This window comes from Pseudomonas sp. MT3 (genome assembly GCF_054720805.1).
Genome location: NZ_JBTVPY010000012.1, coordinates 146,416 through 161,576, shown reverse-complemented (window position 1 = coordinate 161,576; position 15,161 = coordinate 146,416). Strand labels below are relative to the sequence as shown.

Genomic DNA, 15,161 nt, shown 5'->3' with positions numbered 1-15,161 from the left:
CGATCCGCTCGCTCTCAGGCGCAGCGGTGCGACATCGGGGCAGGATCATGACGGAACACCACGCGAGCGGCGAAAGAACCCGCTTCTGGCGAGCCCAGGAGCTGGGGGGCGTCGAGCTGCTGCACGCGCGCTACATCGAGCAGGTGTTTTCGCCCCACGTCCACGAGGGGTTTGCCCTCGTCATGATCGAGCAGGGCGCGCAGCGCTTCCACCATCGCGGCGCCGAGCATTTCGCCCCGGCCGGCAGTGTGGTGCTGATCAATCCCGACGAGGTTCACACCGGCTCCAAGGCCGACGAGGCCGGCTGGCGTTATCGCGGCTTCTATCCGGAGCTGGAGCAGGTCTCCGGCGTACTGGAGGAACTGGAGCTCTGCGGCGGCGGAACGCCGTCGTTCGATGCCAGCGTGGTGTTCGACCCGGAGCTGGTGCAGGCGCTGTTCGCTGCCCACCGCCTGGTTGATTCCGACGCCACCGTGCTGCAGCGCCAGACCTGCTGGCGCGAGGCGCTCCTGCTGCTGTTCCAGCGCCATGCGCGGATTCCCGAAGCGCCGCCGGCCGGCAACGAGCCGATGGCTGTGGCGCGTGCGCGGGAACTGCTCGGCGCGCGGCTGATGGAGCCGCCGTCGCTGGAAGAGCTGGCCGCTGCCGTCGGGCTGTCGCCTTTCCATTTCGCCCGCGTGTTCCGCAAGGCCACCGGCCTGCCGCCCCATGCCTGGCTCAAGCAACGCCGGCTGGAGCAGGCAAGGGCGCTGCTCAAGCAGGGCTGCATGCCGGTGAGTGTGGCGATGCAGCTGGGTTTCGCCGACCAGAGTCACCTCAGCCGGCAGTTCAAGCAGGCCTATGGCGTCGGCCCCGGCGAATACCGCCAGGCTTGTGCGCGGTCTTTCCGTCCCGTCTGATTTTTCCGGCGTCATTATCGGCCAGAGCCCGCCACCGAAGGGCTGCTGGCCTATTGCCGTGACTGATGAACAGTCGTTCGAGATGCCGAAAAGAGAATCTGAGTCAATCGGAATATTTTGTCATTTGCGATACATTTGCATTTACAAAATTTACAATCAGTTCTAATTTCCCGCCCCTTCACGAAGTACCCGGGAAGGGGGAAGCATGTCGCACGTTCGTTCGTGGTCGCGCCTGGCGATCGCCGTAGCCCTGGCCACGCCGCTGTTGCCGGCCCAGGCCGAGGAAGAGACCAAGGAGCTGGAAGCCGTCACCGTGGTCGGTGACTGGCTCGGCGAAGCCGACCAGCAGGTGGTGCAGAACCACCCCGGCGCGCGCACCGTGGTTCGTCGCGAGCAGATGATCGAAGAAGGCGCGCAGAACGTTCGCGACGTGCTGCGTGGCATCCCCGGCGTGCAGGTGCAGGACAACAACGGCACCGGCGGCAGCGATATCTCCCTCAACGTCGGCGTGCGCGGCCTGACCTCTCGCCTGTCGCCGCGCTCCACCGTGCTCATCGATGGCGTCCCGGCCGCCGTGGCGCCCTATGGCCAGCCGCAGCTGTCGATGTTCCCGCTGTCGGTGGGCAACCTCGACAGCGTCGACGTGGTGCGTGGCGCCGGTTCCGTGCGCTATGGCCCGCAGAACGTCGGCGGGGTGATCAACTTCGTTACCCGGGCGATTCCCAAGGAGTTTTCCGGCGACGTCGGCACCACCATCGAAACCGCCTCCCACGGCGGCTGGAAGAAGCTCTACAACGCCTTCCTCGGCGGCACCGCCGACAACGGCATGGGCGCCGCGCTGCTGTACTCCGGCGTGAAAGGCGCGGGTTACCGCGACGGCAACGACTCCACCGACATCGACGATGTGATGCTCAAGACCCACTGGGCGCCGACCGACGTCGACGAGTTTTCCGCCAACTTCCACTACTACGACGGCAGCGCCGACATGCCCGGTGGCCTGACCCAGGCGCAGTTCGACGACGATCCGTACCAATCCGTGCGCGACTGGGACAACTTCACCGGCCGCCGCAAGGACGTCTCGCTCAAGTACAAGCGGCAGATCGACGACCTGACCCAGTTCGAGGTGCTGACCTACTACAGCGACAGCTTCCGTGGCAGCACCATCGCCAACCGCGACCTCAAGACCCTGGCGTCCTACCCGCGCGACTACCACACCTTCGGCATCGAGCCGCGGGTGTCGAAGGTCTTCATGGTCGGTCCGACCACCCAGGAAGCCAGCATCGGCTATCGCTACCTGAAGGAGGCCATGCACGAGCGCGCCAGCCTGGTCGGCCTGGTGAACAACGTGCCCACGCCGACTGCCGACGCCGACGGCCATACCTACCAGGACCGCACCGGCGGTACCGAAGCCAACGCCATCTACCTCGACGACAAGATCGACGTGGGTAACTGGACCGTGACCCCGGGCATCCGCTTCGAAAGCATCTCCACCGACTGGCACGACCGCCCCGTGCTCGACAACAAGGGCAAGCCGGTGCAGGAGAAGAAGCGCAGCAAGGACTACAACGAGCCGCTGCCGGCGCTGGCGGTGATGTATCACCTGTCGGACGAGTGGAAGCTGTTCGCCAACTACGAGACCTCCTTCGGCAGCCTGCAGTACTTCCAGCTCGGCCAGGGCGGCAGCGGCAACGACACCGCCAACGGCCTGCAGCCGGAAAAGGCCAAGACCTACGAAGTGGGCACCCGCTACGACAACGGCGTGTGGGGTGGCGAAGTGACGCTGTTCTACATCGACTTCGACGACGAGCTGCAGTACATCAGCCGCGACGTGGGCTGGACCAACCTGGGCGCCACCAAGCACCAGGGCATCGAGACGTCGGCGCACTACGACATGGCCGCACTCGACCCGGTACTCGCCGGCCTGACCGCATACGGCACCTTCACCTACACTCGCGCGACCTACGAAGGCGAGATCCCCGGCTTCAAGGGCCGTGACCTGCCGCTGTACTCGCGCCAGGTGGCGACCGTCGGCCTGCGCTACGAGCATGACCGCTGGACCTACAACCTGGACGGCTTCGCCCAGTCGAAGCAACGTGCGCCCGGTCCGACCACCAACGCCAACGGCAGCTTCACCGGCGACTACATCACCGAGCCGAGCGCCGATGGCCGGTACGGCGACATCCCCGGCTACATGCTGTGGAACGCCCGCGTCGGTTATGACTTCGGCCCGCAGGCGTCGAACCTGAAAGTCGCCGCCGGGGTGAAGAACCTCTTCGACCAGATGAACTACACCCGCTCCAGCGACAACAACTCCGGTATCTACCTGGGCGAGCCGCGCACCTTCTTCGTGCAGGGCAGCGTCGGTTTCTAAGCGCGCGCTTCGTGGAGGAAAGAGCCCGTCTTCGCGACGGGCTTTTTCTTGCCTGCAGGAATGAGGACCCGTGGTCGCCGGGATGGACTGTGCGGAAAATGTGGCTTTTCTCCCGGTCGTCGCCGTCAAATCCGTGCTGTCATTCCGGCCACGCGGCCATCACGCAGGTAAACAAGGACGATGACTGAACATTCGCAATTCGCCCTGCTGGGCAAGAAGCGTTTCCTGCCCTTCTTCATCACCCAGTTGCTGGGTGCGTTCAACGACAACATCTTCAAGCAGTCGCTGATCCTGGCGATCCTCTACCACCTCACCGTCGGCGGTGACCGCAACCTGCTGGTCAATCTCTGCGCGCTGCTGTTCATCCTGCCGTTCTTCCTGTTCTCCGCGCTGGGCGGACAGTTCGGCGAGAAGTTCAACAAGGATGCGCTGATGCGCGCGCTGAAGCTGGCCGAGGTGGTGATCATGCTGGTGGGCGCCGCCGGCTTCGTGCTGGGCAGCCTGCCGCTGCTTTTCCTCGCGCTGTTCGCCATGGGCACCCACTCGGCGCTGTTCGGCCCGGTGAAGTACTCGATCCTGCCGCAGCACCTGAAGGAAGACGAACTGGTGGGCGGCAACGCCCTGGTTGAAATGGGCACCTTCCTCGCCATTCTCTGCGGCACCATCGGCGCCGGTGTGCTGATGTCGCGGCAGGACTATGCCGCCGGCGTCAGCATCGCCGTGGTACTGGTGGCCGTCTGCGGTTTCCTCGCCAGTCGCAATATCCCTCGCGCCGCCGCCGCGCTGCCGGACCTGACCATCGACTGGAACATCTTCCGCCAGTCCTGGAGCATCCTCCTGCTCGGCCTGCGCCAGCGTCCGGCGGTGTCGCGCTCGCTGGTGGGCAACTCCTGGTTCTGGTTCCTCGGCGCGGTCTACCTGACGCAGATCCCGACCTACGCCAAGGAACTGCTGCACGGCGACGAGAGCGTGGTGACGCTGATCCTCACGGTGTTCTCGGTAGGCATCGCGCTGGGCTCGATGCTCTGCGAGAAGCTCTCCGGCAAGAAGGTGGAGATCGGCCTGGTGCCCTTCGGCTCCATCGGCCTGAGCCTGTTCGGCATCCTGCTGTGGTGGCATTCGGGTGGCTTTCCGCAGGGCGAACAGCCGTATGACTGGCTGGCAGTACTGGAGCATTCGCAATCCTGGGCGGTGCTGGCCGACATCCTCGGCATCGGCATCTTCGGCGGCTTCTACATCGTGCCACTGTACGCGCTGATCCAGGCGCGCACCGAGGAGGACAAGCGCGCGCGGGTGATAGCCGCCAACAACATCCTCAACGCGCTGTTCATGGTGGTCGCGGCGATCGTCTCGATCCTGCTGCTGTCGGTGGCGAAGCTGACGATCCCCGAGCTGTTCCTCGTGCTCTCGCTGATGAACGTCGCGGTGAACGTGTACATCTTCAAGATCGTCCCCGAGTTCACCATGCGCTTCCTGGTGTGGCTGCTGACCCACTCGATGTACCGGGTCGACCACCGCAACCTCGACGTCATTCCCGACGAAGGGCCGGTCGTGCTGGTGTGCAACCACGTGTCCTTCGTCGATGCGCTGCTGATCGCCGGCTCCGTGCGGCGCCCGGTGCGCTTCGTCATGTACTACAAGATCTTCCGCATCCCGGTGCTCAACTTCATCTTCCGCACCGCGGGCGCCGTGCCCATCGCCGGGCGCAACGAGGATGCGCAGACCTACGAGAAGGCGTTCGCCAGGGTCGCCGAGTACCTGCGCGACGGGGAGGTGGTGTGCATCTTCCCCGAGGGCATGCTGACCCTGGATGGCGAGATGAACGAGTTCCGTGGCGGAGTGGAGCGGATCATCGAGGAAACCCCGGTGCCGGTGATCCCGATGGCGCTGCAGGGCCTGTGGGGCAGCTTCTTCAGCCGCGATCCGCAGAAGGGCTTCCTGCGCCGCCTGTGGTCGCGGGTCTGCCTGGTGGCCGGCCAGCCGGTGGCGCCGGAAGAGGCCAGGCGCCTGGTGCTGCAGGAGCAGGTGGCCGAACTGCGCGGCGCGGCCCGCTGAGCCTGCGCGACGGAAAAGAAAAAGCCCCGGCATTGCCGGGGCTTTTTTCGTGGTGCAGGACGAGGATCAGATAACCTGAACTTCGTCAGCCTGCAGGCCCTTCTGGCCTTCCACGACGATGAAGGAGACCTTCTGGCCTTCCTGCAGCGACTTGAAGCCATTGCCCTGGATGGAGCGGAAGTGAACGAATACATCGTTGCCGCTTTCCGGGGTGATGAAGCCGAAGCCTTTAGCGTCGTTGAACCACTTGACGGTGCCGGTCTGACGATTCGACATGGAATTACACCTTGAACTATTGAAGATTGTTTTGCGGAAAAGTCCGCGCTCGTCCTGAGTTGCAAGGTGCAGTCGAAGCCGGGTGGTGGGGAATGGCCCCACCAGGTCACGAGCCACAGTGACCCAAGCAAACACAGTGGACTGCAGCATACCGACAAATTTTCGGGAAAGCGACAGCCCGCCGGCATCGAAATCGATGCAGCGTCAGTGGCTCAGTTTCAGGCCGACCAGGCCGCACAGGATCAGCGCAACGCTGAACAGGCGTACCGGCGCCACGGATTCGCCGAACAGCACGATACCGACGATGACGGTGCCGACCGCGCCAACGCCGGTCCAGATGGCGTAGGCGGTGCCCAGCGGCAGGTTCCGCATGGCCAGGCCCAGCAGGCCCATGCTGGTGATAATCGCCAGCACGGTGAGTACGCTCGGTATCGGACGGGTGAAACCTTCGGTGTACTTCAGGCCGACTGCCCAGGCGACTTCGAACAGGCCGGCGACGAACAGAATGATCCAGGACATGCGGGACTCCAGGAGGGATGGATTGAAGGGCCGTCCCCCATTGGAGCACCGGAAGGTGGTGAGGTCGTCCTCACAATGTGCATTATTTTGCACAAAAGCGCGATGCCGGGCAACCCGGCATCGGAGCATGACCCCGTTACGAGGCTTGTTCCTGGGCGGATGGCTCGTCGATCATGCGGCGGAACACCGCCGCCAGGATGGAGCCGGAGAGGTTGTGCCAGACACTGAACAGCGCGCTGGGCACGGCGGCCAGAGGGGAGAAGTGAGCATTGGCCAGCGCTGCTCCCAGGCCTGAGTTCTGCATGCCGACCTCAATGGCCAACGCCTTGCGCTGGGCCAGCGGCATGCCGGTCAGGCGCCCGGTCAGGTAGCCCATCATCAGTCCGAGCGCGTTATGCAGCATCACCACTGCGAGTATCAGCAGTCCGGACTCGGCGATCTTCGCCTGGCTGGCAGCCACCACGGCGGCAATGATCACCACGATGCTGATCACTGAAACCAGCGGCAGCACATCCACCGCCACGCGGGTGCGCTCTGCGAGCACGCGCTGGGCGACGAAGCCCAGCGCGATCGGCAGCAGGACGACCTGCACGATCGACAGGAACATGGCGCCGAACGAGACCGGCAACCAGGCGGAGGCGAGCAGCCATACCAACGCGGGAGTGACCAGCGGCGCGAGCAGTGTGGTGACGGAGGTGATCGCGACCGACAGTGCTACGTCACCGCGGGACAGCCAGGTCATGACGTTGGAGGCGGTGCCGCCGGGACAGCAGCCCACCAGGATCACGCCCACCGCGATTTCGTCGGGCAGCGCCAGCAGCTTGCAGAGCAGCCAGGCCGTACCCGGCATGATGATGAACTGCGCCAGCACACCGATGATCACTCGCCCGGGATGGCGTCCGACTTCGCGGAAGTCCTCCGCCTTGAGCGTCAGTCCCATGCCGAACATCACCAGCCCCAGCAGCGGCACGATGGCCACCGTCAGTCCCTTGAACCAGGCGGGCTGGAAAAAGGCCAGAACGGCGAACAGCAGAACCCAGACTGGAAAGGTGTTGCCGCAGAAGCGGCTAAGGGAAGCGAGGGCACGCATGGGGCTTTCCTTCTTATTGTGTCAGGCGCCGCAAGCGCGGCGCCTGCCGGGGTCAGATGCCTTCCGGAATCGCCTCGCCGCCGAGCGCCTCGACCAGCGCGGGGATGAATTCGGCAAAGGTCAGCATCATCAGGGTGAAGCTGGCGTCGAGCTGGCCGAGGGCGTCTTCGCCACCGTCCTGCTCCGCCTTTTCCTGCAGCATGTCTTCGAAGCGCAGGCGCTTGATCACCACCTTGTCGTCGAGGACGAAGGACAGCTTGTCCGACCAGGCCAGGGACAGCTGGGTGACCAGCTTGCCGGCGGTCAGGTGCAGCTGGATTTCCTCGCTGGTCAGGTCCTGGCGCTTGCAGCGCACCACGCCGCCGTCTTCGTGGGTGTCGCGCAGCTCGCACTCGTCGAGGACGAAGAAGTCGCCGGCGGCTTCCTGGGTCTTCACCCATTCGGTCAGGGTGGCGGTCGGCGCGGTCTTCACGGTCAGCGGGCGCACCGGCAGTGAGCCCAGGGCTTCGCGCAGGGTGGAAAGCAGGTCTTCGGCCTTCTTCGCGCTGGAGGAATCGACCAGGATCAGGCCGAGGCTCGGGGCGATGGCGGCGAAGGTCGCCGAGCGGCGGATGAAGGCGCGCGGCAGCAGGGTCTGGACGATCTCGTCCTTGAGCTGGTCGCGTTCCTTCTTGTAGACCTTGCGCATCTGCGCGGCCTCGATTTCGTCGACCTTGTCCTTCAGGGCGTCACGCACGACGCTGCCGGGGAGGATGCGCTCTTCCTTGCGCGCGCTGACCAGGAAGAAACCCTCGCTGGCGTGGACCAGCGGTGCGTCCGGGCCCTTGCCGAACGGCGCGGAGAAACCATAGGTGGTCAGTTCCTGGCTGGCACAGGGGCGCGCCGGCTTGCTGGCCAGGGCCTTCTCCAGGGCATCGGCGTCGATCTGCAGATCCTGGGTGAGGCGGTATACGAGCAGGTTGCGGAACCACATGAGGGGCGAACTCCTGGACACAAAGACCCCATTATTCCGTCAGGCGCTTTCCAGGCCAACCCCGTTTTGTCTTTCCCGCACTTCATCTAAGCCTTTGGAACATCTGAAAATTTTTTTTATTGAGGGGCTTGCCAGTCTCCAATCTCCTCCGTAGAATGCGCCCCACTTCGAGAGTGAAGGGTGATTAGCTCAGCTGGGAGAGCATCTGCCTTACAAGCAGAGGGTCGGCGGTTCGATCCCGTCATCACCCACCACTCTCGAGTTACGACGCAGCGGTAGTTCAGTCGGTTAGAATACCGGCCTGTCACGCCGGGGGTCGCGGGTTCGAGTCCCGTCCGCTGCGCCATTTTCCCCTCCTTGGTTCCTACCCCGAACCGGCTTGTCGAGTGACTCACTCCAGGCGCAAGGAGGTTGCTGTACCGGACGCAAGTCCAACCGACACGCAGCGGTAGTTCAGTCGGTTAGAATACCGGCCTGTCACGCCGGGGGTCGCGGGTTCGAGTCCCGTCCGCTGCGCCATATTCGAAAGCCCTCAGGTAGCAATACCTGAGGGCTTTTTCGTTTCCGTCCGAAAAATCCTGCGATCTTCTGTAAGACGCTGTCACAGGTCGTTCACCTTTGCTGTCTAGCTTTTTCCTCATGGTCTTTGCTAAACCCGATCGACCGCTCAGGAGAATAGCCAATGGACGACTATCAGGAAGAATTGCTGGAGCTGCACGCCGTGGAGCAGGATCTGCCGGAGCCGGCCGACGACGCCACGGAGATGTGATCAGCCGCTGTGGCGCTGGGCGCGGCGGAACTCCCCCGGCGTTTGCCCGCTCCAGCGCTTGAAGGCGCGCTGGAAGGCTTCCGCCGAGGCGAAGCCGAGCAGGTAGGCGATCTCGCCGAAGGCCAGGTCGGTGTCGCGGATGTAGATCATCGCCAGGTCGCGGCGGGTGTCATTGAGGATGCTGCGGAACTGCGTGCCTTCCTCGGCCAGCTTGCGGCGCAGGGTCCAGGTCGGCAGCTTGAGGCGCGCGGCGACTTCCTCCAGGTCCGGCTCGCGGCCGTTGAGCATCGGCCCCAACAGTTGCGCTACGCGCTCGTGCAGGCTGCGCGTGCGGGTCATCTGGTCCAGTTCCTTCTCGCAGATCTCCTGCAGTTGCCCCCAGGTGCTCGGGCAGTGCTCCGGGTTTGCCCGCGCGAGGCTCGCCTGGTCCAGGCGCAGTTGGTTGTGCTCGGCGCCAAACTCCACCGGGCAGCCGAGCATTGCCTCGAAACGCGGCGCCCAGGCTGGCGCCGGGTACTCGATCTCGACCTTCTCCGGGCGCAGCGGCTGCGCGCCGATGCTGCCGAGCATGCTCACCCAGCCAGCCAGCACCGAATCCACCACGAAGCGGTTGTAAGCGTTGTACGGGCTGATGGAGTAGAAGCGCAGCCAGGCGCCGCTGGCATCCTCGATGAAGCTGCTCTGGCCACGGTAGTTCTGTGCATACAGTGGTTCGAAGCGGATCAGCGCGCGGGCGGCAGCACGCACATTGGGTGCCTGCGCGGCGGTGACGCCGATCAGGCCGAGCTGGCTCGGGCGGCTGAGCTGGCCCATGCGCAAGCCGAGGGCTGGGTCGCCGCTCTGCTGGATGGCCGCGTGGCCCAGGCGCATGTAGCGGGGGATCGACAGTCGCGCGCCGGGTTCGCCCAGGCGCGCGGCATCCAGTCCGTATTGCTGCAGCAGTGGCTGCGGGGCGATGCCGCTCTCCGCCAGGGCGTCGGCGAGGCTGTGGACGAAGCCTACCGAAAGATCGCCGAGGCGCATGGTCGGGCGGGTCATGGCGTCAGAGCCAGAGGTTGATCAAGCGCGCGCCGGGGCCGTCGGGCGCCAGGGTGTGGCTGTCGCCATTCACGACCAAACTGCGACCGTCGCTGCCCAGGTCCCAGAGATGGCCTCGCAGGAATACGGTGATGCCGGCGCGGGCGCCGCTTGCGCCGATGCGGCCGGCCAGGGCCAGGCGTTCCCAGGCTTCGCCTTCGGAGAGTTCGCCGGGCTTGAGGGTCACGTCGCTGGGTGTCGGTGCGCCGTTGTAGCCCTTCCACGGCTTGCTCCAGTTGCCGTTGCCAGTGAGGAAGGCAGGTACTGCAATGATGTCGGGCTTGTTCGCAGCCAGTACGCTGTAGCTCGCCGGATACCAGCTGTCGGCACAGACCAGCACGCCCAGGCGCCCAGCCGGCGTCTGCAGGACCTGCAGGTCATCCGGGTGACCACCACGGGTGAAGCCTTTCTCGTCGTCGATGGGGAACAGCTTGCGCTGCGGCTTGCCCAGCGGCAGGCCGTCGCTGCCGAAGACCTGGCTGACGTTGTAGAGGCGACCGTTGCCGGTGCGGATCTGGCCTTCGACGATCTTCGGATTGGGCAGCACGATGGAGCCGGCGACGATGGTCACGCCGAACTCCTTGGCCAGTCCGCCGAACAGGGTCTGGTAGTCGTGGGCCATGTCCACCGCCTTCATGCGGAACAGGGCGTCGGCCATGCGGTCCTCGCCTTTGGCGCCGAGCCAGCCGCGCGCTACTTTCAGCGGGTTGCTGGCGACCATCCATTCCATCGCCTCGGCCAGGTGCTCGGTCTGGTAGACCTCGGGCTTCTCGCCGGCGGCCACCAGCCAGGTGCCGACGTGCTCGGGGAACACCACCACCGTGCGCGGGTTGATCAGCCCTTCGTCGCGGGCCTTGGCCAGGTAGGCGTGGAATTTCAGGCGCAGGCGCTCGACGCTCTGGTAGTCCTGGGTGAAGAGTTCCGGTTGCACGCCCAGCAGGTTGCCGCGTTCGGACGGCTCGCCCTGGTTGAGCACGACCTGGCTGCGCAGGTCGGAGAGGTAGTGGCCCACCGGGCGACGTTCCGCCCAGCCGGCATAGCCGGCGAAGAGGATCACCAGGATGAGGAAGATCAGCTTGCGCATGAGGAACATGTACTCAGTCGGTGCGGCACAGGGTAGGGGCTGGGCCGGGTGTTGCCAAGTCGTGGTGTCATCTTCGATCAGTAAGTTGTTACTTTTGATCATTGAGCGGGGCAGGGGGGCTCCTTAGAGTCTGCCCCATACCGACCGCACCCCGTGCCTCGCGTTCCATGAGCGAACGAGCCGAGGGGGCGGCGCCACCGTGAATGCTGGAGGACGTATGACCGCCCCTTATCCGCACCTGCTCGCCCCCCTGGACCTGGGTTTCACCACGCTGCGCAACCGCACCCTGATGGGGTCCATGCACACCGGCCTGGAAGAAAAGCCGCAGGGCTTCGAGCGCATGGCGGCCTACTTCGCCGAGCGCGCCCGTGGCGGCGTCGGCCTGATGGTCACCGGCGGCATCGGTCCGAACGAGGAAGGCGGCGTGTATTCCGGCGCGGCCAAGCTGAGCACCGTCGAAGAAGCCGAGAAGCACAAGATCGTCACCCAGGCGGTGCACGAGGCGGGCGGCAAGATCTGCATGCAGATCCTCCATGCCGGCCGTTATGCCTACAGCCCGAAATCCGTCGCGCCCAGCGCCATCCAGGCGCCGATCAACCCGTTCAAGCCGCGCGAGCTGGATGAAGAGGGCATCGAGAAACAGATCGCCGACTTCGTCAATTGCTCGAGCCTGGCCCAGGTGGCCGGCTACGACGGCGTCGAGATCATGGGGTCGGAAGGCTACTTCATCAACCAGTTCCTGGCCGCCCACACCAACCAGCGCACCGACCGCTGGGGCGGCAGCTACGAGAACCGCATGCGCCTGCCGGTGGAGATCGTCCGCCGCGTGCGCGAGGCCGTTGGTCCGAACTTCATCATCATCTATCGCCTGTCGATGCTCGACCTGGTGGAAGGCGGCAGCACCTGGGACGAGATCGTCCTGCTGGCCAAGGCCATCGAGCAGGCCGGCGCCACCCTCATCAACACCGGCATCGGCTGGCACGAAGCGCGCATCCCGACCATCGCCACCAAGGTGCCGCGTGCGGCCTTCACCAAGGTCACTGCCAAGCTGCGCGGCGAGATCGGCATCCCGCTGATCACCACCAACCGCATCAACACCCCGGAAATCGCCGAACAGGTGCTGGCCGAGGGCGACGCCGACATGGTGTCGATGGCTCGTCCGTTCCTCGCCGACCCGGACTTCGTCAACAAGGCCGCCGAAGGCCGTAGCGACGAGATCAACACCTGCATCGGCTGCAACCAGGCCTGCCTGGACCACACCTTCGGCGGCAAGCTGACCAGTTGCCTGGTGAATCCGCGCGCCTGCCACGAAACCGAGCTGAACTACATCCCGACCACCCACGTGAAGAAGATCGCCGTGGTCGGCGCCGGCCCCGCCGGCCTGTCCGCCGCCACCGTGGCCGCCGAGCGTGGCCACGAGGTGACCCTGTTCGACGCCGCCGGCGAGATCGGCGGGCAGTTCAACGTCGCCAAGCGCGTGCCGGGCAAGGAGGAGTTCTACGAAACCCTGCGCTACTTCAAGCGCAAGGTGGAAACCAGCGGCGTGCAACTGCGCCTGAACACCCGCGTCAGCGTCGATGATCTGGCCAGGGGCGGTTTCGACGAGATCATCCTGGCCACCGGCATCGTGCCGCGCACCCCGGCCATCCCTGGCATCGACAACGCCAAGGTGATCAGCTACCTGGACGCGATCCTCGAGCGCAAGCCGGTGGGCAACCGCGTGGCGGTGATCGGCGCCGGCGGCATCGGCTTCGACGTCTCCGAGTACGTCACCCACAGTGGCGAATCCACCAGCCTGGACCGCCACGCCTTCTGGCGGGAGTGGGGCATCGACGAGAACCTGGAGGCCCGTGGCGGCGTCGCCGGCATCCAGGCCCATCCGCACGCCGCAGCGCGTCAGGTGTTCCTGCTGCAGCGCAAGAAGTCCAAGGTCGGCGACGGCCTGGGCAAGACCACCGGCTGGATCCATCGCACGGGCCTGAAGAACAAGCAGGTGCAGATGCTCAACAGCGTCGAATACCTCAAGGTAGACAACGACGGCCTGCACATCAGCGTCGCCGGCGGCGAGCCGCAGGTGCTGCCGGTGGACACCGTGGTCGTCTGCGCCGGCCAGGACCCGCTGCGCGAGCTGCACGACGGTCTGGTCGCCGCTGGCCAGAGCGTGCACCTGATCGGTGGCGCCGACGTGGCCGCCGAGCTCGACGCCAAGCGCGCCATCAATCAGGGTTCGCGCCTCGCCGCTGAGCTCTGAGTCGCAAGCCACACGCCGCAGGCCCCGGAAAGTTCCTCCGGGGCCTGCGTTTTTTGTTGAATGACAAACTGCGTCACAGATTCATCTTGCCGCCGACTCGCCCAACATGACCGGCAGGTCGGGTGCCAACCCAGTCACATTGCCTGCGACATTATTTCCCCTAGACTGGTCCGGATGTCGGGGGTTTCCTGCCATCAAGGTGCCACTTTCCTACGGTACCATGTCCCAGACTTCCTCCCGCACAGGCCCAGAGGTCAATCGATGAGCATGCAGAAGAAGCCTCAGATGGTGGAAGCCGTGGTCTTCTTCAATGACCGTGGCGTTTGCAAGGAAATGCTCTACCCCGAGTTCGAGGCGCTGCTCGACAACGTCGTGCAGATGCCCGACCTTGCCGAGCAACAGGTGCGGTTGGCCTACGTGCTGATCAACCCACGGCTGATGATCAAGGCGGCGGTGTTCTTCTATCTGGACTTCGACGAGAAGGGTGAGGCCGACCGTGGCTGGAACCTGCCCCTGCGCAACCTTTCCGACCGTGCCGGCCGTGGCCCCGACCTGGGCGCCGGCCCCATTCGGCTGGCCTGCCGCAGCCAGTGCCCGGTGTCCTGGCACCAGATGCACCTGTGGGACCCGATCCTTGACGGCGACAACAATCACCTGACGCTGCTGCGCGCCGCGGCGAAACGCAACAACCTCGGGGTGCTGGTGGAAGAGGAGCCGGCGGCCGTCGAGCCCCAGCGCCTGCAGATGGCCGCCGAGCACCAGTGGTATGCGCCCTCCGAGGAGGAGTCTCGCCAGACTGCCGAAAAGCTGGCCCGGGAGATGCTCCAGGAGCACCAGCAGAAGACCGCTGAACTGCTCGGCCAGCACGAAACCCGCCTGTCGCAGATCAGCCAGCAGCATGAGCAGGAGCTCAGCCGCCTGAAGCTCGGCGCGCAGGAGCAGGTCATGGTGCTGCAAGCCGAGCTTACGGCGCTGCGCGAAGGGCTCAAGCGCGAAGAAGAGATCAACGATGGCCTGCGCCGCGAACTGGAAGGCCAGGTCAATGGATTCCAGCGTGGCCGTGAAGAGCTGACCGCCCAGTTGCGGCAGATCGAGCAGAGCGGCCGTGACGAGATGGATCAGTTGCGCCAGCAGATCGAAGGCGAGGCCAAGGCGCGCATCGCCGCCGTGGAGGCCCGCTACCGGGAGCAGGTTTCCGTCCGCGACGCGGAGCTGGGTTACCGCAACGAGCTGGACCAGCAACTGCAGCGGGAAAACCAGCAGTTGCAGCAGGAGGTTCAACAGCTTCGGCAGGAAAACCAGACGCTGCACCAGGAGGCTGGGCAATTGCGTCAGGAGCTCGAGCAGGTGCGCCGGGAAGGCGTGCAGTGGCGCGAGCAGGCCGGTCAGGCCGTGCAGTTGCAACAGAGTACCGAGAGCCTGCGCCAGGAGCTGGCCATGCTGTCGGCCCGGCCGGCGGAGGGTTCGATCCTGGAGCGCCTGGCGGAGCAGGGCGTGATCTTCGTGGTTTACCACCCCGGCGCCGGTCATCTGACCTTGTCGCTGCAGGATGTCGCTCGCTATCAGGACAACCCGTTGGCCTTCGTCGCAGCCAAGTGCTTCGTCTCGGAGGACCAATACAGCCAGTGGCTGGTGCATTACCAGCAGCCCGCCTGCGAGGGGCGGCTGTCCAATGGCGACCGTTGCGCCCTGCCGATCGACCGTGTGGAGACGCCCGGACGTTTCGTCGATGGCGACAGCAACTGCTGTTCCCGCCACAAGACCGCCGGCCGCCTGCGCAGCGTGACCACGGCTTGA

11 protein-coding genes and 3 tRNA genes are annotated in these 15,161 nt (G+C 65.1%); 8 read left to right on the top strand and 6 right to left on the bottom strand.

Annotated elements, in window-relative coordinates; all coding sequences use genetic code 11:
• Positions 1 to 47: 47 nt before the first annotated feature.
• The 3 genes from ACYCAX_RS14565 (at position 48) to ACYCAX_RS14555 (ending at position 5,325) form a co-directional block, all read left to right on the top strand.
• On the top strand, positions 48 to 899 hold the full coding sequence (locus ACYCAX_RS14565) for an AraC family transcriptional regulator (RefSeq protein ID WP_460248295.1): 852 nt from the start codon (positions 48 to 50) through the stop codon (positions 897 to 899).
• Between the two features lie 205 nt (positions 900 to 1,104).
• On the top strand, positions 1,105 to 3,270 hold the full coding sequence (locus tag ACYCAX_RS14560) for a TonB-dependent receptor family protein (RefSeq protein ID WP_460248294.1): 2,166 nt from the start codon (positions 1,105 to 1,107) through the stop codon (positions 3,268 to 3,270).
• Between the two features lie 180 nt (positions 3,271 to 3,450).
• Positions 3,451 to 5,325, top strand: a complete 1,875-nt coding sequence (locus ACYCAX_RS14555; protein WP_460248293.1) for an MFS transporter — start codon at positions 3,451 to 3,453, stop codon at positions 5,323 to 5,325.
• 66 nt (positions 5,326 to 5,391) lie between these two features.
• Here ACYCAX_RS14555 and ACYCAX_RS14550 read toward each other — a convergent pair whose 3' ends face one another.
• The 4 genes from ACYCAX_RS14550 to rdgC all read right to left on the bottom strand — a co-directional run bounded on the left by ACYCAX_RS14550 (position 5,392) and on the right by rdgC (position 8,183).
• Positions 5,392 to 5,601 carry a cold-shock protein gene (locus ACYCAX_RS14550; protein WP_015478234.1) on the bottom strand — a complete coding sequence of 70 codons (210 nt, stop codon included), beginning with the start codon at positions 5,599 to 5,601 and terminating at the stop codon, positions 5,392 to 5,394.
• Positions 5,602 to 5,805: 204 nt separating this feature from the next.
• Positions 5,806 to 6,120 (bottom strand): quaternary ammonium compound efflux SMR transporter SugE, encoded by a 315-nt coding sequence (gene sugE, locus ACYCAX_RS14545; protein WP_460248292.1) that lies wholly within the window; start codon positions 6,118 to 6,120, stop codon positions 5,806 to 5,808.
• A 136-nt stretch (positions 6,121 to 6,256) separates the two neighbouring features.
• Positions 6,257 to 7,210, bottom strand: a complete 954-nt coding sequence (locus ACYCAX_RS14540; protein ID WP_015478232.1) for a bile acid:sodium symporter family protein — start codon at positions 7,208 to 7,210, stop codon at positions 6,257 to 6,259.
• Between the two features lie 52 nt (positions 7,211 to 7,262).
• The gene (gene rdgC, locus ACYCAX_RS14535) at positions 7,263 to 8,183 is read right to left on the bottom strand and encodes a recombination-associated protein RdgC (RefSeq protein WP_015478231.1); all 921 of its coding nucleotides are present in this window, start codon (positions 8,181 to 8,183) and stop codon (positions 7,263 to 7,265) included.
• A 178-nt stretch (positions 8,184 to 8,361) separates the two neighbouring features.
• Here rdgC and ACYCAX_RS14530 point away from each other — a divergent pair.
• The 3 genes from ACYCAX_RS14530 (at position 8,362) to ACYCAX_RS14520 (ending at position 8,702) form a co-directional block, all read left to right on the top strand.
• A tRNA-Val gene (locus ACYCAX_RS14530) sits at positions 8,362 to 8,437 on the top strand.
• 15 nt (positions 8,438 to 8,452) lie between these two features.
• Positions 8,453 to 8,529 (top strand) — tRNA-Asp (locus ACYCAX_RS14525).
• Between the two features lie 96 nt (positions 8,530 to 8,625).
• Positions 8,626 to 8,702, top strand: a tRNA-Asp gene (locus tag ACYCAX_RS14520).
• A 250-nt stretch (positions 8,703 to 8,952) separates the two neighbouring features.
• On the opposite strand, the gene ACYCAX_RS14515 is transcribed toward ACYCAX_RS14520, so the two are convergent.
• Together ACYCAX_RS14515 and ACYCAX_RS14510 are read right to left on the bottom strand one after the other, a co-directional pair.
• Complete coding sequence (locus tag ACYCAX_RS14515) at positions 8,953 to 9,990, bottom strand: AraC family transcriptional regulator (protein ID WP_460248291.1); 1,038 nt, start codon at positions 9,988 to 9,990, stop codon at positions 8,953 to 8,955.
• Between the two features lie 4 nt (positions 9,991 to 9,994).
• Positions 9,995 to 11,113, bottom strand: a complete 1,119-nt coding sequence (locus ACYCAX_RS14510) for a carbon-nitrogen hydrolase family protein (protein WP_460248308.1) — start codon at positions 11,111 to 11,113, stop codon at positions 9,995 to 9,997.
• A gap of 217 nt (positions 11,114 to 11,330) precedes the next feature.
• On the opposite strand from ACYCAX_RS14510, the gene ACYCAX_RS14505 reads away from it, so the two are divergent.
• The gene (locus tag ACYCAX_RS14505; RefSeq protein ID WP_460248290.1) at positions 11,331 to 13,364 is read left to right on the top strand and encodes an oxidoreductase; all 2,034 of its coding nucleotides are present in this window, start codon (positions 11,331 to 11,333) and stop codon (positions 13,362 to 13,364) included.
• Between the two features lie 261 nt (positions 13,365 to 13,625).
• Positions 13,626 to 15,161, top strand: a complete 1,536-nt coding sequence (locus ACYCAX_RS14500) for a coiled-coil domain-containing protein (protein ID WP_015478045.1) — start codon at positions 13,626 to 13,628, stop codon at positions 15,159 to 15,161.